The 25,376-nt window shown below is 31.5% G+C and carries 25 protein-coding genes; 6 read left to right on the top strand and 19 right to left on the bottom strand.

Going from position 1 to position 25,376, the window contains the following annotated elements; translation table 11 throughout:
* Window positions 1-20 precede the first annotated feature (20 nt).
* Together holA and DRZ96_RS07055 are read right to left on the bottom strand one after the other, a co-directional pair.
* The gene (gene holA, locus DRZ96_RS07060) at window positions 21-1,031 is read right to left on the bottom strand and encodes a DNA polymerase III subunit delta (protein WP_112890119.1); all 1,011 of its coding nucleotides are present in this window, start codon (window positions 1,029-1,031) and stop codon (window positions 21-23) included.
* Window positions 1,003-3,276: a DNA internalization-related competence protein ComEC/Rec2 gene (locus tag DRZ96_RS07055; RefSeq protein ID WP_112890118.1), complete on the bottom strand. Its 2,274-nt coding sequence runs from the start codon at window positions 3,274-3,276 to the stop codon at window positions 1,003-1,005. The genes holA and DRZ96_RS07055 overlap by 29 nt, the downstream gene beginning before the upstream one ends.
* 75 nt (window positions 3,277-3,351) lie before the next feature.
* Here DRZ96_RS07055 and DRZ96_RS07050 point away from each other — a divergent pair, with 75 nt between their 5' ends.
* Complete coding sequence (locus tag DRZ96_RS07050) at window positions 3,352-5,160, top strand: alanyl-tRNS synthetase (RefSeq protein WP_112890117.1); 1,809 nt, start codon at window positions 3,352-3,354, stop codon at window positions 5,158-5,160.
* A gap of 122 nt (window positions 5,161-5,282) precedes the next feature.
* On the opposite strand, the gene DRZ96_RS07045 is transcribed toward DRZ96_RS07050, so the two are convergent.
* The 8 genes from DRZ96_RS07045 to DRZ96_RS07010 all read right to left on the bottom strand — a co-directional run bounded on the left by DRZ96_RS07045 (window position 5,283) and on the right by DRZ96_RS07010 (window position 12,034).
* Window positions 5,283-5,837, bottom strand: coding sequence for a DUF6648 family protein (locus DRZ96_RS07045; RefSeq protein WP_070700964.1), 555 nt, complete (start codon window positions 5,835-5,837; stop codon window positions 5,283-5,285).
* Window positions 5,838-5,940: 103 nt separating this feature from the next.
* On the bottom strand, window positions 5,941-6,366 hold the full coding sequence (locus tag DRZ96_RS07040; RefSeq protein WP_070700962.1) for a hypothetical protein: 426 nt from the start codon (window positions 6,364-6,366) through the stop codon (window positions 5,941-5,943).
* The gene (locus DRZ96_RS07035) at window positions 6,363-7,271 is read right to left on the bottom strand and encodes a TIGR01212 family radical SAM protein (RefSeq protein WP_112890116.1); all 909 of its coding nucleotides are present in this window, start codon (window positions 7,269-7,271) and stop codon (window positions 6,363-6,365) included. Before DRZ96_RS07035 ends, DRZ96_RS07040 begins: the two co-directional genes overlap by 4 nt.
* 8 nt (window positions 7,272-7,279) lie before the next feature.
* Window positions 7,280-7,624 carry a DUF1292 domain-containing protein gene (locus tag DRZ96_RS07030; RefSeq protein ID WP_112890115.1) on the bottom strand — a complete coding sequence of 115 codons (345 nt, stop codon included), beginning with the start codon at window positions 7,622-7,624 and terminating at the stop codon, window positions 7,280-7,282.
* A gap of 13 nt (window positions 7,625-7,637) precedes the next feature.
* Window positions 7,638-9,092, bottom strand: coding sequence for an aminoacyl-histidine dipeptidase (locus DRZ96_RS07025; protein WP_112890114.1), 1,455 nt, complete (start codon window positions 9,090-9,092; stop codon window positions 7,638-7,640).
* A gap of 48 nt (window positions 9,093-9,140) precedes the next feature.
* Window positions 9,141-10,472 carry a GTP pyrophosphokinase gene (locus DRZ96_RS07020; RefSeq protein ID WP_112890113.1) on the bottom strand — a complete coding sequence of 444 codons (1,332 nt, stop codon included), beginning with the start codon at window positions 10,470-10,472 and terminating at the stop codon, window positions 9,141-9,143.
* Between the two features lie 7 nt (window positions 10,473-10,479).
* The gene (locus DRZ96_RS07015; protein WP_112890112.1) at window positions 10,480-11,229 is read right to left on the bottom strand and encodes a peptidylprolyl isomerase; all 750 of its coding nucleotides are present in this window, start codon (window positions 11,227-11,229) and stop codon (window positions 10,480-10,482) included.
* Between the two features lie 73 nt (window positions 11,230-11,302).
* Window positions 11,303-12,034: an acyl-[acyl-carrier-protein] thioesterase gene (locus DRZ96_RS07010; RefSeq protein WP_112890111.1), complete on the bottom strand. Its 732-nt coding sequence runs from the start codon at window positions 12,032-12,034 to the stop codon at window positions 11,303-11,305.
* 280 nt (window positions 12,035-12,314) lie between these two features.
* On the opposite strand from DRZ96_RS07010, the gene glmS reads away from it, so the two are divergent.
* Complete coding sequence (glmS, locus tag DRZ96_RS07005) at window positions 12,315-14,141, top strand: glutamine--fructose-6-phosphate transaminase (isomerizing) (RefSeq protein ID WP_112890110.1); 1,827 nt, start codon at window positions 12,315-12,317, stop codon at window positions 14,139-14,141.
* A gap of 81 nt (window positions 14,142-14,222) precedes the next feature.
* Window positions 14,223-15,479, top strand: coding sequence for a hemolysin family protein (locus DRZ96_RS07000; protein WP_112890109.1), 1,257 nt, complete (start codon window positions 14,223-14,225; stop codon window positions 15,477-15,479).
* Window positions 15,480-15,536: 57 nt separating this feature from the next.
* Here DRZ96_RS07000 and DRZ96_RS06995 read toward each other — a convergent pair whose 3' ends face one another.
* From DRZ96_RS06995 to DRZ96_RS06980, 4 genes are all read right to left on the bottom strand, one after another.
* Window positions 15,537-15,887 carry a hypothetical protein gene (locus tag DRZ96_RS06995; RefSeq protein ID WP_070700944.1) on the bottom strand — a complete coding sequence of 117 codons (351 nt, stop codon included), beginning with the start codon at window positions 15,885-15,887 and terminating at the stop codon, window positions 15,537-15,539.
* Between the two features lie 73 nt (window positions 15,888-15,960).
* The gene (locus DRZ96_RS06990; RefSeq protein WP_112890108.1) at window positions 15,961-16,827 is read right to left on the bottom strand and encodes an S-layer homology domain-containing protein; all 867 of its coding nucleotides are present in this window, start codon (window positions 16,825-16,827) and stop codon (window positions 15,961-15,963) included.
* A gap of 139 nt (window positions 16,828-16,966) precedes the next feature.
* Window positions 16,967-17,518 carry a hemerythrin domain-containing protein gene (locus tag DRZ96_RS06985; RefSeq protein ID WP_112890107.1) on the bottom strand — a complete coding sequence of 184 codons (552 nt, stop codon included), beginning with the start codon at window positions 17,516-17,518 and terminating at the stop codon, window positions 16,967-16,969.
* A gap of 4 nt (window positions 17,519-17,522) precedes the next feature.
* Window positions 17,523-18,104 (bottom strand): hypothetical protein, encoded by a 582-nt coding sequence (locus DRZ96_RS06980; protein WP_112890106.1) that lies wholly within the window; start codon window positions 18,102-18,104, stop codon window positions 17,523-17,525.
* 151 nt (window positions 18,105-18,255) lie between these two features.
* On the opposite strand from DRZ96_RS06980, the gene DRZ96_RS11740 reads away from it, so the two are divergent.
* Entirely contained in the window at window positions 18,256-18,378 is a 123-nt protein-coding gene (locus tag DRZ96_RS11740) for a hypothetical protein (protein WP_256373652.1), read from the top strand.
* 4 nt (window positions 18,379-18,382) lie between these two features.
* A complete protein-coding gene (locus tag DRZ96_RS11735; protein ID WP_256584819.1) occupies window positions 18,383-18,505 on the top strand; it encodes a hypothetical protein in 123 nt (40 codons plus the stop codon).
* 100 nt (window positions 18,506-18,605) lie between these two features.
* Here DRZ96_RS11735 and rpmF read toward each other — a convergent pair whose 3' ends face one another.
* The 3 genes from rpmF to DRZ96_RS06965 all read right to left on the bottom strand — a co-directional run bounded on the left by rpmF (window position 18,606) and on the right by DRZ96_RS06965 (window position 20,589).
* Complete coding sequence (rpmF, locus tag DRZ96_RS06975) at window positions 18,606-18,788, bottom strand: 50S ribosomal protein L32 (RefSeq protein WP_112890105.1); 183 nt, start codon at window positions 18,786-18,788, stop codon at window positions 18,606-18,608.
* A 2-nt stretch (window positions 18,789-18,790) separates the two neighbouring features.
* Window positions 18,791-19,321 carry a YceD family protein gene (locus DRZ96_RS06970; protein WP_112890104.1) on the bottom strand — a complete coding sequence of 177 codons (531 nt, stop codon included), beginning with the start codon at window positions 19,319-19,321 and terminating at the stop codon, window positions 18,791-18,793.
* 77 nt (window positions 19,322-19,398) lie between these two features.
* Entirely contained in the window at window positions 19,399-20,589 is a 1,191-nt protein-coding gene (locus DRZ96_RS06965) for an acetate/propionate family kinase (RefSeq protein ID WP_070700934.1), read from the bottom strand.
* Window positions 20,590-20,689: 100 nt separating this feature from the next.
* On the opposite strand from DRZ96_RS06965, the gene DRZ96_RS06960 reads away from it, so the two are divergent.
* Window positions 20,690-21,832: a nucleotidyltransferase gene (locus tag DRZ96_RS06960; RefSeq protein WP_112890103.1), complete on the top strand. Its 1,143-nt coding sequence runs from the start codon at window positions 20,690-20,692 to the stop codon at window positions 21,830-21,832.
* Between the two features lie 80 nt (window positions 21,833-21,912).
* Here DRZ96_RS06960 and DRZ96_RS06955 read toward each other — a convergent pair whose 3' ends face one another.
* Window positions 21,913-22,665 (bottom strand): YfjL-like protein, encoded by a 753-nt coding sequence (locus tag DRZ96_RS06955; protein WP_112890102.1) that lies wholly within the window; start codon window positions 22,663-22,665, stop codon window positions 21,913-21,915.
* 75 nt (window positions 22,666-22,740) lie between these two features.
* Window positions 22,741-25,296: a DUF4268 domain-containing protein gene (locus tag DRZ96_RS06950; RefSeq protein WP_070700926.1), complete on the bottom strand. Its 2,556-nt coding sequence runs from the start codon at window positions 25,294-25,296 to the stop codon at window positions 22,741-22,743.
* Window positions 25,297-25,376 lie beyond the last annotated feature (80 nt).

Genomic DNA, 25,376 nt, shown 5'->3' with positions numbered 1-25,376 from the left:
TTTAATTAAGTCCTATAAAATTAAAATTTATTGCAATATTTAATTATTAATGTCTCCATAATTAGTTTTTCATCAATTGACGATGTCTTGAAGAGCTCATCAGACTTTATAAGTTCTTCATAAAAATCAATTAAAAATTCTTTTGTAAAGTTCTTTTCAAAGGATCTTATTTTTCCAAATTCATATTTTTTTACTTCCATCTTATTCATAATATCAGCCTGACTGATGTTTTTAGTGGATAAAATTTTATAGGACAAAAAGTTTTTTACCTGTCTAATTATCATTGTGAAAATTCTAAGAGAAGGCTCTCCCAGTTTATAGAGGTTGTGAAGTTCCTTTAAGGCCTCCTCACTTCTTCTTCCCATCATGGCGTCTAAGAATTTAAAAATATTTGTATCAATATTTTCTGTTATTGAGCTTGATATGTCTTCTCGCAAAATTTTTTTGTCTTTGGCATGGGCTGCAATTTTATCCATTTCTGTCTTTAAATCTAATAAACTCACATCTTCATTTTTAGAATTATAGCCACTTTCTGAGATAAAAAGTGCAAGTTCACTAGGCCCAATCTCCTTGCCCTTCCTTATAAAGTATCCCTTTATAAAGTTATTTAAGTCTGCTGGGCTTAATTTTGCAAAGTCCATGTCCCTATCTTTTTTCTTAAAAAATTTATAAAACTTTGTAGTCTTTTTTAAACTTCCAGTGTCCCAAAAAATTAGAATTACAAAGTCAGATAGGTCATCTAAAAAATCATAAAAAGAATCTTTTAAGTCATTTTCACCTAGAAAGTCTACCACATCTCGAACAAGGACTAATTTCTTGTCATTCATAACAGGATAAGTCTCGCAGGCAGAAATAATATCTTCTGGCTTGACCTCACTTCCCTTAAACTTAGTGTAGTTAAAGGCCTCAGTCCCCTTTACATATTTATTTATTAAATAGCCAACGGCATTCTCTATTAAATATTTTTCTTTTCCATAAAATAAATAGGCCCCTGAATGATCTTTATCTCTGTAAATTTTCTTGTAGTTCATAATTTTTCCTCGCAAAAATATATAATAAACCTGTCTTTAAAATAATTAAAAGTAAATAAGTTTTATAATCCTCTTCCTTGTTATGAATATCAATTTGAAGCTTATCTCCAAAAATTTTAAAATCAGTTTCACCATCTTTTGAAGTGACATAATATATGATACCATGTTTTTCCAAATTCTTCAGAACCTCCTTGTGAGGATGTCCATAAGAATTTTCATAACCTGCTGAAATCATGGCAAATACGGGTTTTGTTTTTTCTAAAAATTCTTCACTTGTTGAAGTCTTAGATCCATGGTGGGCAACTTTTAATAGATTAATCTCTCTATCAACTTGACTTTCAACTTCTGCTGAAATATCTCCAGTAAATAAAGTCTTGAAGCCCTTGTGGTTTAGGAATAGGACCATGGACTTGTCATTCTCATCTGACCTGTCTTTATTGTCCAATAAAACTTCCATGCTTGTGTCTTTAAAAAGTTTAACCCTGTCTCTCTTAGATAATTGAATAATATTTGAATACTTCTCGGCATTTTCTAAAATACTTTTATCTTTTGGGAGATGATTTACAAAAACATTCTTAACCCTATAGTTTTTTAAGGTTTTATTTAAATTACCAGCATGGTCCTCATCAAAATGAGAAATAAAGATTCCATCAATAGTAGAAACTCCCCTTAGTTTCAGGTTAGGAAATAAATATTTCTCTGCGATCTTATTCTCAAACCTTGCTCCGCCTGTGTCAATTAAATAAGTCTTTCCCCTATAAGAAATTAGTGTACAGTCCCCTTGATCAACGTAAAGCTGACTTATCTCAAAAGTCATAAGGTCTTTATAAATCCCAATACCCATCACTATAAAAGAAATCGTCATGTAAATTTTTATTAATTTTAAATTTGGCCTAATGATTTCATTGAGTCTACGCCTATTCATTATAAAAATAAGTAAGATATAATATACAAAAATATATTCAAACTTAAAGGCTTTTAATATTAAAAATATTGATCCCTTTGAGATTAATAAACTTTCAAGTCCGTAAGTAGCATTCATTAGTATATCTAGGAAGTTTCCTATTAAGCTTGGAAAAATTCCTAGACCCATAATAAATCCAAGGGAAATAATAATAGAATAAATTGGAACAATAAATAAGTTGGCAGCAAAAACTAAAAGTGAAAAACCTGAAAAATAATAATTCACTAAAGGAAAAACAGAAATTAATACTGACAAGGCCCCTATGATAGACTTGTTGACAAGGCTCTTACTAGAAACTCTTTCAATTAAGTGCGGATAGATAAATATCAAACCAAAGATTGCTCCATAAGACAATAGAAGTGAAATAGAATAAATCGCCATGGGATTTATAAAAAGTATTATAGAAAGACTTAAGAAGAAAATATCCCTATTGTCTATGTCCTTTTCGAGATAGGTGTTTCCCTTGTATAAAATATAAAACAAGAAGGCACGAACTGCAGAAATCGGAAAACCAATTGCCATTATGTATAAGAATAGAATTATTACCAGGGCTAAGTCTGTAAACTTTTTATTTTTACTTATCTTTTTTATTATAAATTCCAAAAATAGTGCCAAGACTCCAATGTGAAGTCCAGACACAGCCAAGATGTGATTCATGCCAAGAGAATCAAACCTGTCCCTATCCATTGAATCAACAAGGGACTTATCAGCTAAAATTAAAGAAGCGAGCAAGCCTGCATTCCTTTCATTTAAGTTTTTGTTGAAAAAATATTTTGCCCTATCAATAAATAGATTTGAGATTTTATAAATTCCCATTGGTTCGGAAATTTTTTCATATCCACTAATTTTCCCAAGTAGATAAATTCCTTGGGCCTTGTTGTTCATCTCGTAGTTAAAAGTTCCCTTATTCATGTCAGAAAGGGGTGGATAAAACTTGCCACGAATTTTATAGGATCCACCCCTATCTAATTTTTTATAAACTAGTAACTTAGTCTTAAATTTTTTTCCTTTAATAAAATCTGTTTTAATGACAGACTTATTTTCATTTGAGAGAACCACCTTACCCACTATGTCTCCATCAAAAGAATTGAGTTTATAATCTCTTGCGTTAAAATTTATAAATACTAAGAGGGCCACAAGAGGCAGGTATAAAAAATTATATCTATTTTTTATAGGCAAAATATAGACAGTGCATATTAATAAAATTATTCCTACAAGAATATAGGATTTTATGTAAATGGAAAGTATAATCCCAGCCATAGCTCCAACGAATAAATACATAGGCACCCCTTTTCATTATATATCTTTTTTATCTTATGGACCATGAAATATGATAATATATTAGAGGAGGTAATTATGAATTCAATTTACAAAAACCCTTACAAAACAAAATATAAATTAGAAATAATTAATAAAATAAATCGAGACGGCATTACTTATGGAAAGCTTGAAAACCCTCCTTTCTTTGTGGGAAATGAGAGAGTTGTAGCTGACCAAATAATAATAAATGGAGAAGAAGCAGAATTTCTATCAGGCAACAAGTCCTATTTTAGGATTGATGAGGATACTAAAAATGTTGAAGTTGAAATTGGCTGGAAAAACAGGCTCCTTCTTATGCAGGAAAATCTTGGCAACGCCCTAGTTAGACATTTTCTTGTTACAAACACTAACATAGAAATTATTAACTACAAGGTTGAAAACTCTTCATCCTACATCGACGTATCCGCAAAAGACTTTAAGTTCATGACAGCAAAAAATATTGAGTCTCTTGCAAACTATGCAGTCTTTTCTAATCTTGCCATCGAAAATTTTGATGACCACATATCCATTGAAAGACTTGCGGACATTCCCTATGAAGGACCAGCTTTAACTAGGACCGGGGAAATTGGAATGATTTTAATTTCTTCTGTTGAAAAGTTAAATTCAGTGATTAGACTTACAATTACATCAGGAGAAAATGCCTATAAGCTGGCTCGTAATTCTTTAAACATCCTAGATAATATGAAGATGTATCTCAATAGCGACAGCATTAACTCAGTCTTCTCTGATGTTAAAAAATTAAGATCTAATATTTCTTCATCAAGAAGCCTTAATAAGGATTTCGAAATAGACAAAGAAGAAGAGAAGAACGAAAAATCTTCAAATCTTTCTGAAGATTCCAAGATAAAATCAAATGACCAAAAAAATTCTTCACCTATGGAAGTTAAAGATTCTAAAGATAAGAATCAAGAGATAGGATTTGAAAATAAAAATAAAGTCACAAATAATGAAGAAATTTTACAAAATAAAGAATCAAAAATTCTAAACAAAAAAGAAAAATATGATGCAAAATTTTTCCATGAAAAATATAAGCTTGAAGCCTTTAAGGACTTAAACAAGTTTAATAAGTCTAACAAAGAACAATCTTCAAGTGACAAGGATAAAGAAGAAAACAAATCGAATTCTCAAAATAAAAATGAAGAAAAGTATGATGCAAAATTTTTCCACGATAAATATAAGCTTGAAGCCTTTAAGGACTTAAACAAGTTTAATAAGTCTAACAAAGAACAATCCGCAAGTGACAAGGATAAAGAAGAGAACAAATCGAATTCTCAAAATAAAAATGAAGAAAAGTATGATGCAAAGTTTTTCCACGATAAATATAAGCTTGAAGCCTTTAAGGACTTAAATAAGTTTAAGACTTCTAATAAAGAAAAAACTTCAATTGACAAGGATAAAGAAGAAAATAAGTCAATTTCCCAAAATAAAAAAGAACATTCTCTACTTGAATTAAAGAAAAAAGATGAAGAAGAAAAATCTATACTTTTCTATCAAGCAGTAGAAAGTTTTAAAAACTTCTCTACAGAATTTTCTGGCTTAAATTATATTTATAAACTACTTCAAGATGTAAACCTAAAGGAATTACGTGAGATTTCAAACTACATCCTAAAAGAAGATAACTTTATACAAATTTATGGCTTAAAGAATGGACCAAAATCAAAAATCTTAATACTTAGGTCACAAAACCTAAACTTTGACCTCAAGAAAGTCTTTGAAAAATTAAAAGATCATTTTGATTACACTGGAACAGGCAATATGTATACCCTTGATATCCAGTGTAAAGAAGAAGATTTAACAAGAATTATGGAATCTTTCTTAATTGAAATAAGACGAGAAGCAAAATAAAATTTATCTTATATGCCAACTATTTTTAGTTGGCATTTTTTTAATAAATCAAATAATTAAATTTTAAAATTTTAGACAAACAAAAAAGACTGAAAGAGAAAATTCTTTTTCAGTCTTTTGATTTAATAATATTTTTCATTTATATAGTGATCTATAATGGATGTCTTCATCTTGTCGTCAAAAATATTTTCTTCTTGAAGAACCTTTAGAAGCCAATCGGCCTTTGAGTGAAAGATCGCTTCTTTTTTGTCTTCCAATACTATTTCGTATAGCTCATTTCTAAGAGCCTTGGATTGACACTTAATATAATAGGCCTTAGTGTTCCTAAAGTCTTGTATCTTTAAAATATTTAAGACAGACTTATCCTTAAGTTCGTAGTATTTATTTGTTAAGTTTAAATAATAATTGTAGTATTTTGAATGTTTTTTTGTATTTCTAACTTCCTTAGAAAGAGACCTGTAGTACTTGGCCATTACATTGTAGTATTGGTAATTAAACATTCCCTTTTCATAAGAGTCCACCTTTATATAAGGTCTTGCATTTCTTAAGGCAAAATAATCAAAGTTTTTTTGCAAAAATTCTTTTTTTGTAAGATCTCCATTAGTATATTGGCCTATGAGATAAGACCTGTGTTCCAAAAAATCTTCAAATACTCCTCTTTTTTTCCTAAACTCCACGGAGCACCATTAAATCACACTAAGAACTATTGGGATTACCATAGCAATAACTAGGAGAATCGCAATAATTCTAACCATTGTTTTTCTATCCACTTATAACACCTTATTTACCAGTAACTTCTAGACATTTATCCTTTAAAGATTCAGGCATGTCTTCTTTTAAATAATCAACGTTAATAAAAATTTCTTTATTTGCAGCATCAGGAATTTTAGCAACCTTGTTGTAAAGGTGTTCTAAGTCTTCAACATTAAGTTTAAGAACCTTATAAATTCCATCAACATAAATCTTGTGTAAGTCATAATCCATTGCAAGAAGTCCACAGATAAAACCGTAGAAGCTGTCAATTGAATTTAATCTGTATTCAGTAGCATTGATAAGTCTTACATTATAATCAAGACTAAAAATGTGGTCGTCATCAACTTCTACAAAAGCTATATTTCCATCGCCTTGTTTCATATCTTCATTGGCGTTGTCAATTAACCATCTTGTTTTTCCAGAGCCTTTGCTTCCTAAAATATACTTTATCATAGTAATTCTCCTTTCACTAGATCACCTTGGGTGTATCCGTTTTCTTGCATCTCATTAACAATGTCGTCTCTAATTTTCCACCAGGAAGTATTCCAATTGCAGAAGAGAGAATCTTCATAAGGTGCTCTTCCAATTATTCTTTCAACTATTATATCATCTTTAAGATTTCTTAAAAAGAGTATAACTTTTTTCTTGTAGTCTTCTAAAGGAATAGGAGTTATTTCTCCCTCTTCATACATCTTGCCAAGAGCTGTGCCTTTTAAGATATAAAGAGCGTGAAGCTTCACTTCATCAACTCCAAGGGCATTTAATATCTTTGCACCTTCCACAATATCTAAATCGTCATCCCAAGGGAGACCAATAATCATGTGGGTACAAATATTTAAATTTCTACTTTTAAGTTTAATGGCTGCATCAATAAATTCAGCAAGACCATGTCCCCTATTTAAAATCTCCAAGCTATGATAGTTTGCAGTTTGAAGACCAATTTCAAGAGTTACAAAGTAATTCTTATTAAGTTCTTCTAAATAGTCAAGGTGCCTCGTAGGAAGATAGTCGGGCCTAGTAGATATACTAACCCCAACAACATCTTCAATAAGTGACTCCTCAATTACTCTCTTAAAGTCTTCAAAGGGCATGTAGGTGTTGGTGAAATTTTGAAAATAAGCTATAAATTTTTTAGCCTTGTATTTCTTTCTTATGTGGTCCATATTTTTTAGAAGTTGTTCTTGGACACTTCCTTCACTATTTTCGAAAGATCCACCTTCTTCACCACAAAAAATACATCCACCTCTACCACAAGTCCCGTCCCTATTGGGACAAGTTAAATCAAGTTTGACTGGAAGCTTATATACTTTTTCACCAAACTTGTCTTTTAAAAAGTCTGAGTATTTTCTATATGCCATATAGAAAATTATTCTTCCTCTTCGTCAGCAAAAATTTCTTCGAAAGTCTTTGAAACTTTTTCAAACTCTTCTTCAGTTTCAATAGTATCAAGTTCAACTTCTTCTTCGTTGATTTCCTTGTACTTGTAGATAAATACATCTTCTCCATCTTCTTCATTTTCAGGAAGAAGAGCAATGTATTCTTGATCTTCACATTCAAAGATTCCAATAACTATACATACCATTTCACTATCGTCTTCTAATGTAAGAGTGATAGTTTGATAGCCTTCTTCATAATCGTGATCATGTTCACAACCACAGTCGCATCCACAGTCTTCGTCGTGTTGGTGTAGGTTTTTTTCTTCGTTATTCATATTTCCTCCAAATTTATTTTAATTTTTCTAATATCTTTATTAAGAAATCAAATACTCTTTCAGTTGATGAAATAGAAAGGTGTTCGCCTGGTGCGTGAACTCCCTTCATATTTGGTCCAATAGAAAGCATATCGATGTCTCCAATTGTTTCAACAAAAATTCCACATTCAAGTCCAGCGTGAATTGCTTCAAGCTTAAATTCCTTTCCACTTACTTCTTTGTAAGCTTCTTTAGCTACTTCTCTAAGTGGTGAATGTTCTTTATATTCCCATGCAGGATATTTTGTTATAATTTCTACTTCTGCTCCAAAAGTTTTTGCAGCAATTTTATTTACACTTCCAATATATTCCTTAGCAGAAGATACAGAAGATCTTATATTTGAAATAATATGAACTTCATCTTCATGATTTTCAATTACCCCAACGTTTACAGATGTTTCTACTAAGCCTTCGATATTCTTGATCATTGCAATAACACCATTTGGTAAAAGGTTTAGAAGATTAACAATTCTGTCTTTTAAATCATCTGTAAAGGCCTTGTCACATGTTTCCTTTGACTTTTCAAAGTTAAGTCTAACATCAGGATCAACTTTTCCAAGTTCACCCACAAATTGGGCATTGAGTTCAACTATTAGGTCTTGAATTTCTTTTATGTCTTCATTATTTACTGCCACAAGAGCTCTTGCATACCTAGGAATAGCATTAGGCTTTGCTCCACCTTCTATTTCAATTAGGTCTGCATCAACTTTTTTGAAGAGACTGTAAAGGCTCCTACCTAAAAGTTTAACTGCATTTCCAAGTCCAACTTGGATTTCTTGTCCAGAGTGTCCGCCTTTTAATCCATTGACTATAACTTCATAGAAAGTTTTATCTTTATCTACATCTTTAAAATCTTTTTTAAGTTTTATAAGATCTCTTTCTGCTCCTGCACAAGAGATACATCCAACTCCCTCAGTTTCAGAGTCAATGTTTAAAAGTCTCTTAGATGTAACCATTCCCTTTTCAAGATTTCCTGCACCAGTCATTCCACTTTCTTCATTGACAGTGAAAAGTGCTTCAATCTTTGGATGCTTATATTCATCTGACTCTAATACAGCAAGTGTCATTGCAACAGCAATACCATTGTCAGCACCAAGTGTTGTCTCACGAGCAATAATTAAGTCTCCATCTATCTCGTATTTTATTGGATCTTTTGAAAAATCAATTGTACATTCTGGAGTTTTTTCACAAACCATGTCCATGTGGCCTTGTAAGATTATGCTGTCCACATCTTCATAGCCCTTTGTTGCTTCCTTAATTATTACAACGTTTCCAATAGTATCAGTTCTATATTCCAAACCATGATCTTTTGCAAAAGAAATTAAATAATCTCTTATTTTTTCTTCTTCAAAGGAACATCTTGGAATTTTTGTCAATTTATCAAAATAATAAAATGTTCTGTTCTCTAATAAGGTATCTTTGTCTTTCATTTAAACCTCCTAGGTCTATTATACATAAGAAACATTTAGATTTACAGTTTAAAAAGTATAATTATCTTTAAATATTTTAAGCATTCTGCTCCTTGATTTAGTTTCGGACTTTTCCATTTCACAAAGTACATTCCTATACTTATTTAGAGATTTATCCATTAAAAATTCAAGAGAAGGCGTCTTTTTAAACTCCTCTAAAACCATAGATAAAACTTCCTTTTCAAATTCTTGAGACTTCTCTTTTGAAAGTTCCTTGTCTTCGCAAAGTTTTCTTAGTTCACAAGTGTACTCATATCTAACAAAAATAATAAATTCAGTTAATATATCGCTGTAGGATTCTTGTAACAATCTCTGTAAAATTTTAAAGAAAATATTCCAATCAAGATCACTGTTCAACACCTTGCTAAAAACTTCTATTAGTCCCTTAGAAAAGTTGTCATAATATCTTGGCTTATTCTTAAATACAATGTATTCTTCAAAGTCCATTTCATTTCCAGAGACAGAGTTCACCTTGTTAATTAAATTTATGAAATTTTCTCCATAACTTAGGTCTTTATTCCTAGAGGACTTCATAAATAGAAAATCTACAACTACATCTGTTATAATTTTTATGTTTAAATATATTCCCAACTCTTCATGAATTTTTGTAGTGAAAACATCATGAAGAATCTTTGACAAAAGTTTCTTTAGTTGAGACTCTGCAGAAATTGTCTCTGAAGCGTCCTGTTTCTTTACATGGTCGTAAAGTATCATAAGCTGCTTGTCAATCATCTTTAGGTTATCATTAATGGAATTCATAATTTCCCTAAAGAATCCTTCTGTGATTATATAGTTATAATTTTTGTAAAGTAGCTTGTGGTCAATTTCTCCCCAAAATACATTTACAAAAGACTTTATCTGAAGTTCAAAACGGTAGATGTAAGACCCTGTGTCATACTCCCCATCTAACTTAAACATTGTGAAACCATTTGCAAGAGTTTGAGGTTGGGGGTCATCTAACTTAAGTCTAATCTTCCTGTTTTTATTAGACCTATAATAACCCCTGTCTGATTTTATAGTGAAGTCCTTAATAATTTTTTTATAAAGGTCCTCCTCGTCCTTGATAAAACGACACTCAATTCTAATGCCAACTAAATCTTGAATGTAATTAAATCCACTAACAGGATCAGGAAACCTCATGAAAAAATTTCTCCTAATGAGTTTTTCACGTAAGGATTCCTGAGTTTTCATCCTTGTTGTGATATTGGTAAGTCTATCATCATCTATTAATAGTTCAGTAAAATACTTTTTAAGCTCTTTATTAACTCCAGCAAGTTCAATTTTATGGTAATCAAAAAGATCCATTACATCATCGATGTAATTAAAAAGCTCAAGTTTCATAATTCACCTAGATGTTCATTTTCACTTCGTATTTATCTTTTAATTCTGTGATCTTTTCGTTGTAAAGTTCTTGTTCTTTTTGTCTTCTAACTTGTTCCACAATTTTGTCTTTTACTTCGTCAAAAGCAAGTTCCTTTGCATCGTTCTTTTCGTTGATTTTAATAATGTGATAACCAAATTGAGTCTTAACAGGTTCTGTAATAGTTCCAACTTCGTTTTCAAAAACTGCATCTTCAAATTCTTTTACCATTTGTCCCTTAGTGAAAGTTCCAAGGTTTCCACCCTTTTCCTTTGATGGGCAAGTTGAAAATTCTTTAGCTAGTTCTTCAAAGTCTTCGCCTTTTTGGATTTTTTCATAAATTTCTCTTGCCTTGTCTTCTTCTTCCACTAGGATGTGAGAAGCATCAGCTGATTCAGGTTGTTTGAAGGCATCCTTGTTTTCTTCGTAGAATTTTTTTACGTCTTCGTCCTTAACTTCAGCAGTAGCAAGAAGCTTACCTAGGGCATAAGTCTTTAGCATGCTTTCCTTAGTTTTTTCTACAACTTGAAGGAATTCATCTTCCTTGTCCATGCCTTTTTCCATTGCATCTTCATATAAAAGAGCTTGGTAAACTAATTCATTTACAACATCCTTATTTAATTCATCTCCACCAAAATATTGTTTTAGTTGTGGGTTAAGTGAATCAATAAAAAGATTGTAGTCCACTCCTGTAATTTTTTTACCATTTACTTCTGCTAATATTTTATCTTTATCCATTATTTCCTCCGTAATTTCTTTCTAGTGTTGTCTTTTCTATTGTTATGTTAACATTTGAAAATATATTTTTCAACTAATTGGAGCTTTGTGAGAGGGCACAAATCCTTGCATAAATTTGACCTTGATCTTTGCTTTTGAAGAAGAAATAAAACCTATCCTCTTCCTTGTAAGAATCAATTATTATCTCATCACCTAATTTTAATTCATTAATATAATTCACACTTATTTCCTTAAATTTTATGTGTGACAAGTCTTTGTCCATAGCTTCATAAATCAATTCAAGATATACAGAATTATTTACATGGTCGTTAAAGTCCAAGTCACGATTTAAAATTTTATAAGAAAATCTATCTAATCTCTCAAAATCCTCTGGCTCGTTAATCCTCTTTATCCTTTTGAAAATCCTATTGTCATTAGACCCATATACTTCTGCAATTTCTTCAGGAATCTTAATGGGCTTCCTATTTTCAAGATCAATTAACAAAAATATTGCTGAAGCTTCAAGAATTTTTTCTCCTCCACAATAAATTTCAAACTCACGAAAGGCATTTATATTTCTAAAACCACTTGCCCAAGTTTTAATTTTTATTTTCTCGTGACTTCTTGGGTATCTTTTTACTTTTATCTTCCACTTATAAATCATCCAAGTGTAACCCATGTCCAATAACTTTTCATTTTCTAAGCCAAGATCAATTGACTGGTAATTTGAAGTTTCTATTAAGTAACTCACGAGGTGATTAAGTTTTAATTCACTTTGACTTGATAAGAAATCCATGACTTCATATTCTTTACAAAAAATTTTCATTCTTACCTCCAAATTTATTTTAACATAATTCTTAGCTCAACCTTGGTCTTATAAGCGTCACAAGCTTAATAAGTTTACTTTAAATAACCCTTATGGTAAAATTTACTGAAAGAGACAAAAATTTTTGAAGCGCCTGAGCCCTAGTGGCTGACGAGGTATGAGGTTATCGATTATCGGCGGATGCCTCAAAGGTTTCACAGCCTAAACATTTTACAAAAAATAAAAGTAATTTTATAACAAAATAAATGTAGTGAGTCTCTAAAAAATTGGAGGTAGAAATATGTGCGGAATAGTTGGATATATTGGAAAAAATAATGCAACGAAACTAGTACTGGAAGGTCTTAAAAAATTAGAATACAGGGGTTACGACTCTGCAGGACTTTCTTTTTTAAATAATGATAAATTAGTAACTTTTAAGAAGAAGGGTCGCATTAAGGCTCTTGAAGAATCCTTTGACCTTGATAAGTACCCATCAAATGTTTGTATTGGTCACACAAGATGGGCAACTCACGGTGAGCCAAATGAAATTAACGCCCACCCCCACTTAAGTAGTGACAAAAAGGTATCTGTTGTTCACAACGGAATTGTTGAAAACTATCTAGAACTTAGAAAGATGTTAATAGAAAAGGGACATGAATTTCTTTCACAAACTGATACAGAAGTTATTCCTAACCTAATCTCAGAAGAGTATGATGGAGACATCTTAGAAGCTGTTTTTAAATCAACTGATATCTTAAAGGGAGCTTACAGTCTTGGAATCATTGATGAAAATGAACCTAATAGACTTGTTGCTGTTAGAAATTCTTCTCCTCTTCTCTTCGCTATCTGTGAAGATGGTTACTTCATAGCAAGTGATATTACATCTGTAATCGAACATACTAATAAGATAATTTATCTTGAAGACGGTGATGTAGTTGACATGAGAGAAGATTCTTACACAATCTATGACAAAAACCACAAAAAAGTTGAAAGAGAAATTACAGAAGTTGAAATTTCTGCATCAGATGCATCAAAAGAAGGCTACGACCACTTCCTTATTAAGGAAATTCACGAACAACCTTCTATCCTTAAAGAAGTTATTTCAATTAAACACAAGGATTATAAAATAAATCTTCCCGCTGAAGGAAGTCTATCCCTTGATGAATTAAAAAATATTGACAAAATTTATGTAACTGCTTGTGGAACTGCCTTCCACGCAGGTGAAGCTGGCAAGTATGCAATTGAAAATCTTGCAGGTATTCCTGTAATTTCAGAAATTGCTTCAGAATTTAGATACAAGAATATGTTTTTAGATGACAGATCTCTTGTTATCTTTGTATCTCAATCAGGAGAAACTGCTGATACCCTAGCTGCTCTTAGAGAAGCTAAAAAGATCGGTGCAAAAACTCTAGCTGTAACAAATGTTGTTGGCTCTTCAATCTCTAGAGAAGCAGACAAGGTTATCTACTGCTATGCAGGACCAGAAATTTCTGTTGCCTCAACTAAGGCTTACACAACACAAGTTATTTCACTTTACTTCTTGGCAATGGATATTGCCCTTAAGTTAAATAAAATTTCTCAAGCTGAAGTTAAAGAAATAATAGAAAATATGGAAAAACTTCCATCACAAATTGAAGAAATCTTAAAACACAAGGAAGAATTTAAAGAAATTGCAGACTCAATTAAGGGTGCTAAATCAATTTTCTACACTGGTAGATCTCTTGATTACATTACAGCAAAAGAAGGTGCCCTAAAATTAAAGGAAATTTCTTATATCCATACAGAAGCCTTCCCTTCTGGCGAGCTTAAACACGGTTCTATTGCCCTAATAGAAGAAGGTACACCTGTTATATCAGTTGCCCTTTATAGTAAGATTCTCGACAAGACTGTGTCTAACAACCAAGAACTTATTGCACGTGGAGCAAAAGTTATCTCCATTGCAGAAGAAGGCAATGAGTTTGTAAAAGATTCTTCAGATGAAATGATAGAAATTCCAAAAACTATTGATTTATTGACACCACTTCTTGCAGTCATACCAGAACAATTAATTGCTTATTACACTTCAGTATTACTTGGCAATGATGTAGACAAACCTAGAAATTTAGCAAAATCAGTAACTGTAGAATAAAATCAAAAGGCTGCCGATGGGCAGCTTTTTTATTTAAATTTTATTTATTTGGGTATAAAATTTAAAATGGAGTTGAATTTTATGGATTATTACATATACCTAATCTTAGCCCTTGTGGCAATATATTTTTCCTATTTGTTTACCCTAATAGAAAATGCCTACCTGGCCCTTGGGTCAGTAAAATTATCAAGACTTGAAGACCTAGAAGTAAAAAATATTTCTGTGATTAAAAAACTTGTGAAAAAAGAAAATATTTATTCCACAACCTTGATCCTGGACTATTTTTCCAATTCACTATCAATTATCTTTACTTCTTTATTCTTTTACAAACTTTTTGGAATTTGGGGTCTTGTCTTGGGAATAATAATTTCTACAATAGCCATAATTATCTTTGGAGAAAGCCTGCCTCGAAACTTGGGCAAGAAAAATTACGAAATAATTGTTCCAAAGTATGCAAAGTTTTTAAATTTTTTAATTATATTCTTGAGGCCTCTTTCAATGCTAATAAACTTCTTGTCCCAATCTATAATAAAAATTGCAATAAAAGACAAGGACTATAAGGCACCAATAATTACAGAAGAAGACCTTATCGATGCCATGGACCTTGGCATGGAAGAAGGGATTATAAATAAGAACGAGTCTAGGATGATTCAAAATGTAATTGACTTTAAGGACAACTACGCAAAAGACATTATGACTCCAAGAACAGACATAGTGGCCATAGACATTGAAGAAAGCTTTGAGGAGATTATAGAAAAAATTTCTGAATATTCTTATTCAAGAATGCCAGTCTACGAAGACAATCTGGACAACATTGTGGGTATCTTAAATGTAAAGGACATCTTCCACATGGACAAGACAAAGTCCCTGGCAGAAAATAAATCCTTCTTTAAGAAGCCCTTCTTCACCTTTGAGTACAAGCCTACAGGAACACTTTTCTCTGAAATGAGGCAAAATAAATTATCTGTCGCCATAGTTACAGATGAATATGGTGGTACTGAAGGCATGATTACCTTTGAAGATATCTTCGAGAAAATCGTGGGACAAATTTCTGACGAGTATGACACAGAAGAAGACGAAGAGATCCTTCAAGTTGGTCCCAATAAATATATTATTGAAGCATCGATAAATATCGATGAGGTAAATCAAATCTTTGGAACAGAACTTGAGTGCCAAGAGTTTGATTCCCTTGGTGGATATATAATTGAAAAGCTTGACCGTTTCCCAAAGTTTAATGAAGTCATTGAAATTGACGACTTAAAGTTTACAATTGTTAAAAAGACAAAAAATAGAATTGAAAAAATTCTTGTGGAATTCCCAGAAAATTTTAAAAAATAAAAATTTGTAAAAAAATAAGAGATTCTTAATTGAATCTCTTTTTCTCTGCAATTAATTTTAAACTTCAACAACTCTTATGTTAGAGTTTTTCCAGCTTGCTCCCTCTCCCAATCTCTCAACAATGCTAATTAGGATTTCATCTTCTTCCAACTCTTCATCTAGAGGCAAGACTCTTGTGTCTAGGTCGTGAGGAATCATTTCAACAACAGGACCTAGGTCTCTGTGGACTATAACCCTATTCTTTAAATTCCTTAACTCTTCACTATCCTCTACTTTAAAATATTTTCCATCTTTTCTAGTGTAGAAAAAAATATCTTGTCCATATTTTTCCCTGTAATAAATTATGTAAGTCTCACAAGAAAATTGAAAACTTCCAAGCGGACTAATGTCAAAAATTACTTTTTTCATTATCTCACCTGGAAGTATTATAACATAAATTATTTGATTTTATAATTAAAATAAACTTTTTGTAAAATTTTCATTAAATATGACGTACTATAGAAGAAATTACTTCTTCCCTTGTCATCTCTTTCTTTGGATTAAAGTTTTTCTTTTCATCTAAGTTTAAATATTTTGCATTAAGTGCCTTGTTCACAGACTCTTTAGCATAGTTTGAAACTTTTTTGCTGTCCTTCATGCTGACATTTTTATTGTTCTTTAATTCAAAAATATTTGCAATAACTACAGCATAGTCTTCCCTAGTCATGTGAGCCTTAGGAGAAAAAGTTCCGTCGCCCTTACCATTCATAATTCCAAGGTCATAGGCCATGTTTACATACTTGTTATCTGTGTCCTTAAAGTGCTTAACTGATCCTTGAGAAGATCTCTTGTACTTAATCTTGTAAGCCTTAACTGCAACTTCTGCAAATTCTTCCCTAGTTACCTTTGCCCTAGTGTTGGCTGCAACTCCTTGAGAGAAAAGTTTTAAATTCTCAGCCCTTGCTAGGTCATTGTAAGCCCAGTTGCTGTAATTTCTAAAAACAGGAGCCTTGCCTAGGTGAAGTTCATTTGAAAATCCTGAAGACTTGTCCTTGTTTACAAATCTTAGCTTAAAGGCATAACCACTTGATGGTCCAACTATTGAGTCTAGTTCCTTTTGGCTAATAGTAACGAAGTTTTTCTTATTTTTTGAGATTACATTTTTCTTTACTAATCCCTTGGATTCATTTCCCTCGCTCTTAACTTCAATTTCTATTAAGTCGTTAGCCTTGGCATTTTTAATTTCAAAATTATAAACTTCCTTATCCTTAATTGCAGAAACATTCAAAGGCATTGCTACTTCCTTTCCTGCAAAAACAGAAAAAGGTGCTGCAATTAAGATTATCATTAATATAAATATTTTTTTCATTTTTTCACCTCGAGGATTTATAATAACAAAAAACCTGGCAAAAGTCTTGTAGCCAGGTTCATTGTAATCAATTTGTAATCTTTTTGATAATAGATGAAAGTGAATTTTTTTTGATTAATGATAAATCCAAAGTTTAAAATTAAATACCTAAGGACTTCATTAAATTCCTTTTATCTTCCAGATTTTTTTCTTCTTCCTTAACTCTTTTTTCCATTTCCCTTGCCACTTCTTCTTTTACATCTTCTGAGAGATTTTTATCCGCAAAGGGATAAACAGTTTTGTTTTCCTTTTCTGCGTGACTTCTTAAGAGCTCAACGTAAGCCATGGCATTGGTTAAGATGTGGAGCTTAGCAAGATTATCAGAAGACTCTTCAAATAAATTCAAATTATTTTCAAGCTCCATTACATATCCCCTTGCCATTTGATGTTCCACAAGCATACCACCACGGACTACTTTTTCTGCAAGAGGTCCAAGATTATCCAGCATTGCCTTAAATAAAATATCTTCTTCTTTTTTGTGATGAAGTCCATCGGCATAAAGTCTTATAAAGCTTATAGCCTTCCTAAAAAAATCTATATCTAGCTTTCCATTGAGGATTTCCAAGCACTTTTCTTCCATCTTATTACAGAAGACAAGAATTTCTTCGTGCTCATCTTCCAAATAATTAATTGTATACTTTAAAGTTTCCATGAAATCACTTCCTAATTACATAAGTTTCATCTATCTTTTCATATTTTAATCCAGAATTTTCCAAACTTCCAGAGATAAAAGCATCTCTTAGGCCCCAATAATAATCTGGATTTACATAATTTTCCCAAATATCTTTGTGAAGGTCTCTAGCAATTTTAAAAACAAATTCATCTTCTTCATTTTTAATTATCATTAGAGAATGGTCGCAAGGCATACCGTCTAAAAATTTTGAAGTTATAAAATTAAAGGCTTCTTCAGGACTTTCTCCTACTTCGTAAGTCTTACCAAGTTCATTAAATTTATTTTTTAATTCTTCTATGTCGAAGTCCCTTAGTAAAAATGCTACAGTCTTTGCAAGCCTATTCTCACTTCTTCTTACCCTTTCATCGAGCCAGCCATGAATATTACTTTCGTCAATAATATCCTTTAAGTCTCCTCGTTCTATTGGAAAGTCTCTATTAAGTTCTTCAATTAATTTTATTTTTTTATCATCATCTAATAGTTCCAACAAACTTTCTAGTAATTCTTCTTGAAATAAAACTTTATCGTACATCAAGTAATGGATGTATCCTAAAAATAAACTCATCTTTTATCCCTCTTTTCTAATTATTATTTTAACATCTTCACCCAAAAAATAATGTGACTTTTATCACACTTATTTTATGTAAATTTTTATTTTTTTGATAGAAGGGTAAAGAATAAATAAAGATAACTTTAGAAGACTAAAGGAGGAACTTATGAGTCCACAAACAATAAAATTTTTAACCTTTTTACAACCAAACTACATAACAAGCATTGTAGAAATAATTTTTCTTATTTTGATTTATAAGAAGCTAAAAGAAATAAGTAATAAGAGGTGAGCTTATGGAAAAATATACAGAAGTCACAAGAATTGGAACCCATCTAATATTAAATCTAGGCCTGGAATTTATAAAACTTTACTTACTTGGAAGGATTCTAGGTTTGTTAAAAAAATTTGATAATTAAAAGAAAAGAGAGGTCATGAGGCCTCTCTAAATTTTTATATAATTATATAATTCCATAAAATAAAAACCAATAAAAAAAGTGAGACCTAAGTCTCACTCTATTATTCTGCTTCTGCAACAATTTCTTTGCCTGCATAGTGTCCACAAGAAGGACAAACTCTATGAGGTAATTTCATTTCATGGCAGTTAGGACATTCAACTACTGTTGCTTTATTTAATCTGTAAGAAGATGCTCTTCTCGTGTTTTTTCTTTGTTTTGAAGTTTTTCTCTTAGGTACGGCCATTTCTACACCTCCTCATCTTTAAATAAATCTAATAACTTCCCAAATCTTGGGTCCACAATATCTTCTTCAACTTCTTCCACACAATCACAAGGGCCATCATTTAAGTTCTTGCCACAATGTGGGCACAATCCCTTGCAATCTTCGCTACATAAATTCTTTCCATTGATGGAAGTAATTATCTGTGAAAAAATTATTTCTGAAAGATCTATGGAATCATTTTTAATTTTAAAGTACTCATCTACAGAATCTTCATCATATAGACTTGGATCTTTAAAATTATAAGCAAGGTAACTAGTCTCTTTTTCTTTTACAAATTCTTTGAGACATCTGTCACACTTAGCCTTAAATTTGTAGGAAATATCTAGACAAAGTTCTAACTCCCCTGTCAAATCATGAATATATCCATTGTACTCTACGGGATAGATGAGATTGAGATCCTCTAAATTCAAATCTGTGTCATTTTCCTCTAGAATACCCTCAAAGTCTAATCTGATTTCATCAGACGACAAAAAAGTACTAAGATCTAATTTCATTTACTCACCTCAAAAATACATACAAATCATTATAACTTTTAATATTTAGTCTGTCAATACTATATTGAAAATTAAACTTAAACAAGTTCCTTTGTATCTCTTGCAATCATTAGCTCTTCGTTAGTTGGAATAACGAAAACTTTGATAGCAGAATCGTCAGAAGAAATAAGTTTATCTTCTCCTCTTACATTGTTTCTTTCAGGATCAAGTTTGATACCTAGTGATTTTAGTCCAGCACAAATTGATTCTCTCATTTCAATAGAGTTTTCACCAACACCTGCTGTAAATACAATAGCATCAACGTGATCAAGTTCTGTCATGTAAGAACCAACGTAGCCACGAACTCTCTTTTCAAAGATATCAAGTGCAAGTTTTGCTCTCTTGTTTCCTTGGTCTCTTGCTTCTTCAATGTCTCTGAAGTCACTTGATACACCAGAAATTCCTAGTACACCTGATTTTTTGTTAATTAGAGTGTTGATTTCTTCTGTAGAAAGATTTTCTTTATCCATGATAAATGGAAGAATAGCTGGGTCTAAGTCACCACATCTTGTACCCATTGCAAGTCCTTCAAGTGGTGTGAAGCCCATTGATGTATCAATAGATTTACCATTTTCAACTGCACAGATACTTGAACCATTACCAAGATGACAAGTAATCAGGTTAACTTCATTTACATCCTTGCCAAGCATTTCTGCTGCCTTGTTAGTGATGTATTTGTGAGAAGTTCCGTGGAAGCCAAATCTTCTAATTTTATATTTTTCGTAATATTCATATGGAAGTGCATAGATGTAGCTTTCTTCTGGCATAGTTTGGTGGAAAGCTGTATCAAATACTGCAACTTGTTTAACATCAGGAAGAAGTCTTTGACAAGCCTTGATTCCCATAATGTTAGGTGGGTTGTGAAGAGGAGCTATTTCAACATTATCTTCAATTCCCTTTAATACTTTTTCGTCGATAACAACAGACTTAGCGAAATCTTCGCCACCGTGTACAACTCTGTGACCTACAGCATCAATTTCATCAAGTGACTTGATTGCACCGTATTCTTCATTTGTTAGGGATTCCATTACAAGTTCAAGAGCTCTCTTGTGGTCTTGCATTGGAGTTTCAATAGTTTTCTTTTCCTTGCCAATTGTTTCGTGTTTAATTCTTGAACCTTCGATTCCGATTCTTTCAACTAAACCCTTTGCCATCACATCTTCAGTTTCCATGTTAATAAGTTGATATTTAAGGGAAGATGATCCGCAATTAATAACTAATATCTTCATATTTCCTCCTCAGTTTTTTAAATTTATTAAATATAGTATAATAACTAATAATTAGTTTATAACAGTTGTAGCCATTAGTCAATAATTGGAGATTTAAAATATGAAAATTGCTTCTATAATAGCCGAGTACAATCCCTTTCACAAGGGGCACGCCTATCAAATAAATAAAATAAAAGAAGATTACACAGACTTCATTGTGGTCATAATGTCAGGAAGCTTTGTCCAAAGGGGCGAGCCTGCAATTATTAATAAATATGAAAGAGCAAGAGTCGCTATTGATAATGGAGTAAGTCTTGTCTTGGAGCTCCCCCTCCCCTATGCAACATCTAATGCAGAGATTTTCTCACTAGGTGCAGTGAATATATTAAACTCCATGGATATAGTTGATAGACTTTACTTTGGCAGCGAAGATGAGCTTGAAGTCTTAAGAAGTATCCAAGAAAAAATTGACAAGAACTTTGATGAAGAGAAGATGAAAAAATACTTGTCAGAAGGCAAGTCCTTTATAAAATCTCGTGAACTTGCCATGGACTTCTTGAGTGATAAAGAAAAAGAAATTTTAAAAAGACCTAACAACATCTTAGGCCTTGAATACCTAAAGAGTATTACAAAATTAAATTCATCTATAGAGCCTCACTCAATAAAGAGAAAAAATGTAAATCATGACGATGACTTTTCCCTTGATGGCTTTGCATCGGCATCACACATAAGAAGGCTAGCCTATGAAGGAGAAGATGTCTCAGGCTTCTTGCCAGCCTATGACTTAGTGGTAGAAAATAAATTAGAAAATTACTTTGACATCTTCAAGTATAAAATGATAACAGAAGAAATAAATTTTAAAGACTACTTTGATTATGAAGAAGGACTTGAAAATAGGATCCTAGAAAATCTTGATGCAGAAAATTTTCACGACCTCATAGAAAAAGTCCACTCCAAAAGACACAGCAGGTCTAGGATAAAGAGATTAATTATAGAAATCCTCTTAGACATAAAAAAAGACTTGATAAAAAATTCTTTAAAAGATCCTTACACAAGAGTCCTTGCTTGCGACGAAAGAGGCATTGAAATTTTTAAAAAATCAAAAAATAAAAATAAAATTTATTCCTTTAAATCCTTTTACGACAAATCAACTGGAATCACAAAAGAGATGCTAGATAAAGAAATTTTGGCAAGTGACTTGTATAATATAAAATCTGGAAAAATAAAAACAGACTTCACAAGAGAAGTCTATAAAAAAATATAAAATTATTTTCTTATAAAGGCAAAAAAGAAACTCTCATCCTAGAAAATCCTAAAATGGAAATCCTAGAATGAGAGTTTTTCTTAATCCTTAGTTTCACTTATTGACTTTTCATAAATATTTTTAAATTCTTTTATATCCTTATTTCTCACGACTTCTTGAGGAACATCACTGACGCTAATAGAGCCTGCCCAGGACTCAGCTTCTCCATCAGGCTTTTTATTTTCCTCTGGAATTAAAATAAGAGAGTATTTAGTAACCTTCAAAGAAGTCTCGTCCATAATTTTTTGCAAATCATAAAGAATATCTAATCCCTCTTCAAGGTTTGGATTTTTAGAATATCCAAAAGCCTGCGCAAGGACATCTTCTTTAAAATTATTAAAATCAAATTCTTGGTCTAAAATGAGTTTTTCTTCAATATTATCATTAACTGTAGTCAAAGAAATTTCGTAAGGGAAATTATATTTTTTCTCAAGACTTTTTCCATAAGCATTTAATTCATCAGAAAGTCTTATAGCTGTGTTGAATAAAATAGAGTCGTAAGTATCTGCCTTTATCTTTCCAAAAGAATCAAAGCCAAAATAAAACTTAGTGTCTTCACTATTTTTATCACGGAGTCTGACAATATAGTAGCCGTCCTTAAAATTATAATGAGCCCTGTCACGAATTAAGTCCAAATCCTTATAATGGGTCTCAATATATTTATCAGCAGCCCTATCTGCAAGAAGCCTAGAAATAGGATTACCAAAAAAAGCAATATAGAAAAATAATAAAAATATAGCACAAACAATGCCAAGACCTGTAAAAAATTTTTTAAAATTAAATTGCCTTTTCATGTAAGCAACCTCCAGCTTTTATTTTAGTAGATTATAACACAAAAAACTCGAGCCACGCCCGAGTTTCTTTATCCTTTATTTGTCATATTCATTTTTAAAATCTCTAAGTCTTGGAACAAACTCCTTATAAAAAGCATCACTCATTTCAGCGTGGAATTTTGCAATTTTCTCCCAGTTAGACTTATCCCTTGAGTTTATATTTTCTATTGCCACATCAATAGTTGACATCTTGTTATCATCTAACCTATTCCAATAAAGTTTTAAACCTAAATTGTTTTCAATGTTTTCTTTATTTTTATATAGATAATCGAAAGCTGCCTTATTTACTTCCTTGTCAGGCTTATTTAATGTCATCAAAACTTTAGCAGATTTCATATAATAATAACAAGAAATATAAAATCCACTAATCCCAGTAGTTCCTGCGATCCATGAACTCTTTGATCTAGTGACATTCACAAAAGTACCATTATCAATATTCGCTTCTTTAATTATAGGAATAGCATAATACCAATATTCTTCCTTAATATTTTCTGGAGTCCTATCAAAATTATCTGAGTCTTCAAAATAAAAAATTAAATTATCAGGATCTTCATCATATAATTCAAATAGTTTACTTAATATCCTAATTTTTGTATTTGTATCATTATTTGTAGAAACAAAAATATCCTCATCTATTTTTTCAAAACTTCGCAAGTCATTAGAACTTGTAAAGAAATTAAGCCCTAATACATCCCTTGGTTCTTCTCTAACTAAATTAATTAATTGAGACTTATCTTCCTCATGTAGAGTTTTTATTATAAAAGTAAAGGCATCAACCCAATTCTTAAAAGATGACTCTTCTCCCCTAAAATTAATCTTTAGAATCTTCTTTCCCTTAAGGTCGTAATCATCATCAGCTAAAGAAATATATTCCACATCTTCTCTTTGTAATTCAAAGTCTGTGCTAGGATACTTCCAGATTTCATAAACAGAAAGATCAAGAAGGTCTCTGTGCCTCTTTTCTATTTCATCTTCACCCCAAGAGTCTAATAGGGCCAAGTCTTGATTCATCCTAATTCCACTCTTTTTGAAGCCACGTTTTTCATCTCGCTTTTTCTTAAAAGAAGAGTTTCCCATATCGGAGTTGTAGCCCGTAATAGTTAAATTGCCCAGCTTGTGAATCCATCTTTCGTGAATTTCTTCAGCATTGTCACCCAACTCTTCAAACCAATCATCATTTAATTTTTGCGGCATAATGTGTTCAATGCTGTAAGTCCCATCATCTAGGTGATTATAAATATCCTTAGTCTCAATAGTATTATAGTTTTCAATCTTATTAAATAAATAGTTTTTAAACCTGCCACGCATCAAGTAGATTTCTTTATTGTTTAAGTTCTCATAAAATTCTTCATCCTTAGGGAACCTTCCAGAATCTCTCTTATTAATTAAGTTATATTTTAATTTGTCTACATAATTATCTGTAGACCCATCATACCTTATAATATCCTTGTTTAAATTCAAGAAAATTTTATTTAAAGCATTAGTTCCAACACTACAAATATTTCTCCTAAATAAATAAGCTTCAATTGTTTTATAGATTCCAATTAAATCATCAAGACTTAATTTTTCATCGTCATATAAGCTAAAAACTTCCATTAGGAAGGGTTCTGTTACAGTAATTTCCATTTTCTTTAAATTAAACATGGATGCATCTAAGTCTTTGTTATTAAAACCACTTTCTCCATCAAGTAGCTTCTTATAAAACTTAGAGTACCTTAACATATCTTCAAGTAATTCTTCCAAAGAATCATTGTGCCTATTAACATATTCTTTAAACTCGAAATAAACTTTAGCCATAGTTGGGGCAGAAGAAGTCTTTATACTTAAATAATTTCTAACAAAATTATCGATTTTTTTGTTAGTCAAGTCCTCAATCTTTATCCAATATTTTTCAAAGTATTTATTTTGCTCATCTAGAGGTAAATTCATCAGAATAAAGTTTCTTATCTTGTCACCTTCACTAAGAGCGAGACCAGTAGAGTTTAAACTTTCAAAAATAAGTTGAGCGTCATCACCCTTTTCCAAAGTAATAGAGATAACTTGAAGTCTTAAAATCGCAGAATAAATTTCATCTATGTGATGAGCGTCCTTCTTTAACCTTTCATAAAAATACTTATAATTAATAGTTAAGTTAGAGTTTTCAATATACTCATCCTCTTCATCAAAAATTAAAGAATGGAGTGCTTTCCTGTCTCTCTTTACAGGAATAAGTTTTATCCTGTCACCTTCCTTGGCCCACTTGGAAATAATGAACCTTTCCATTATTTGATCATTTAAGTCCGTTTCTTTCGATTCAACTTCACCCTTTTCCACTAGCTTGGCAATAGCCAGGAGAAGAAGAGTAACAGTTGTTAGTCTCTGTTGACCATCAATAATGTGATATTCAGTAGTAGAACCAGCGCCTACAACATCAGATACAATACTTCCAAAAAAGTGGTTGCCTTCTTTCGTCCTACTTAGTCTTAATAAATCATTATAAAGTTGTTTGCAGTTTTCAATCTTCCAATCGTATCTTCTTTGATAAACAGGAATAATATACCTATGACTAGGTCCTTCCAGATAAGAAAATAATTGGATACCATCGCCCTTCATTAGCTCCTCCAGTTTTTATATTTGTTAATAATTCTAGTTTAACACATGAATGTTAATAAAATTATAATTTCTATTCCTAA

The sequence above is a fragment of the Peptoniphilus harei genome, assembly GCF_900454685.1.
In the GTDB taxonomy this organism is placed as follows: Bacteria; Bacillota; Clostridia; order Tissierellales; family Peptoniphilaceae; genus Peptoniphilus_A; species Peptoniphilus_A harei.
The sequence above is the reverse complement of the archived record's forward strand: the minus strand, read 5'-3'. Positions and strand labels throughout refer to the sequence as shown.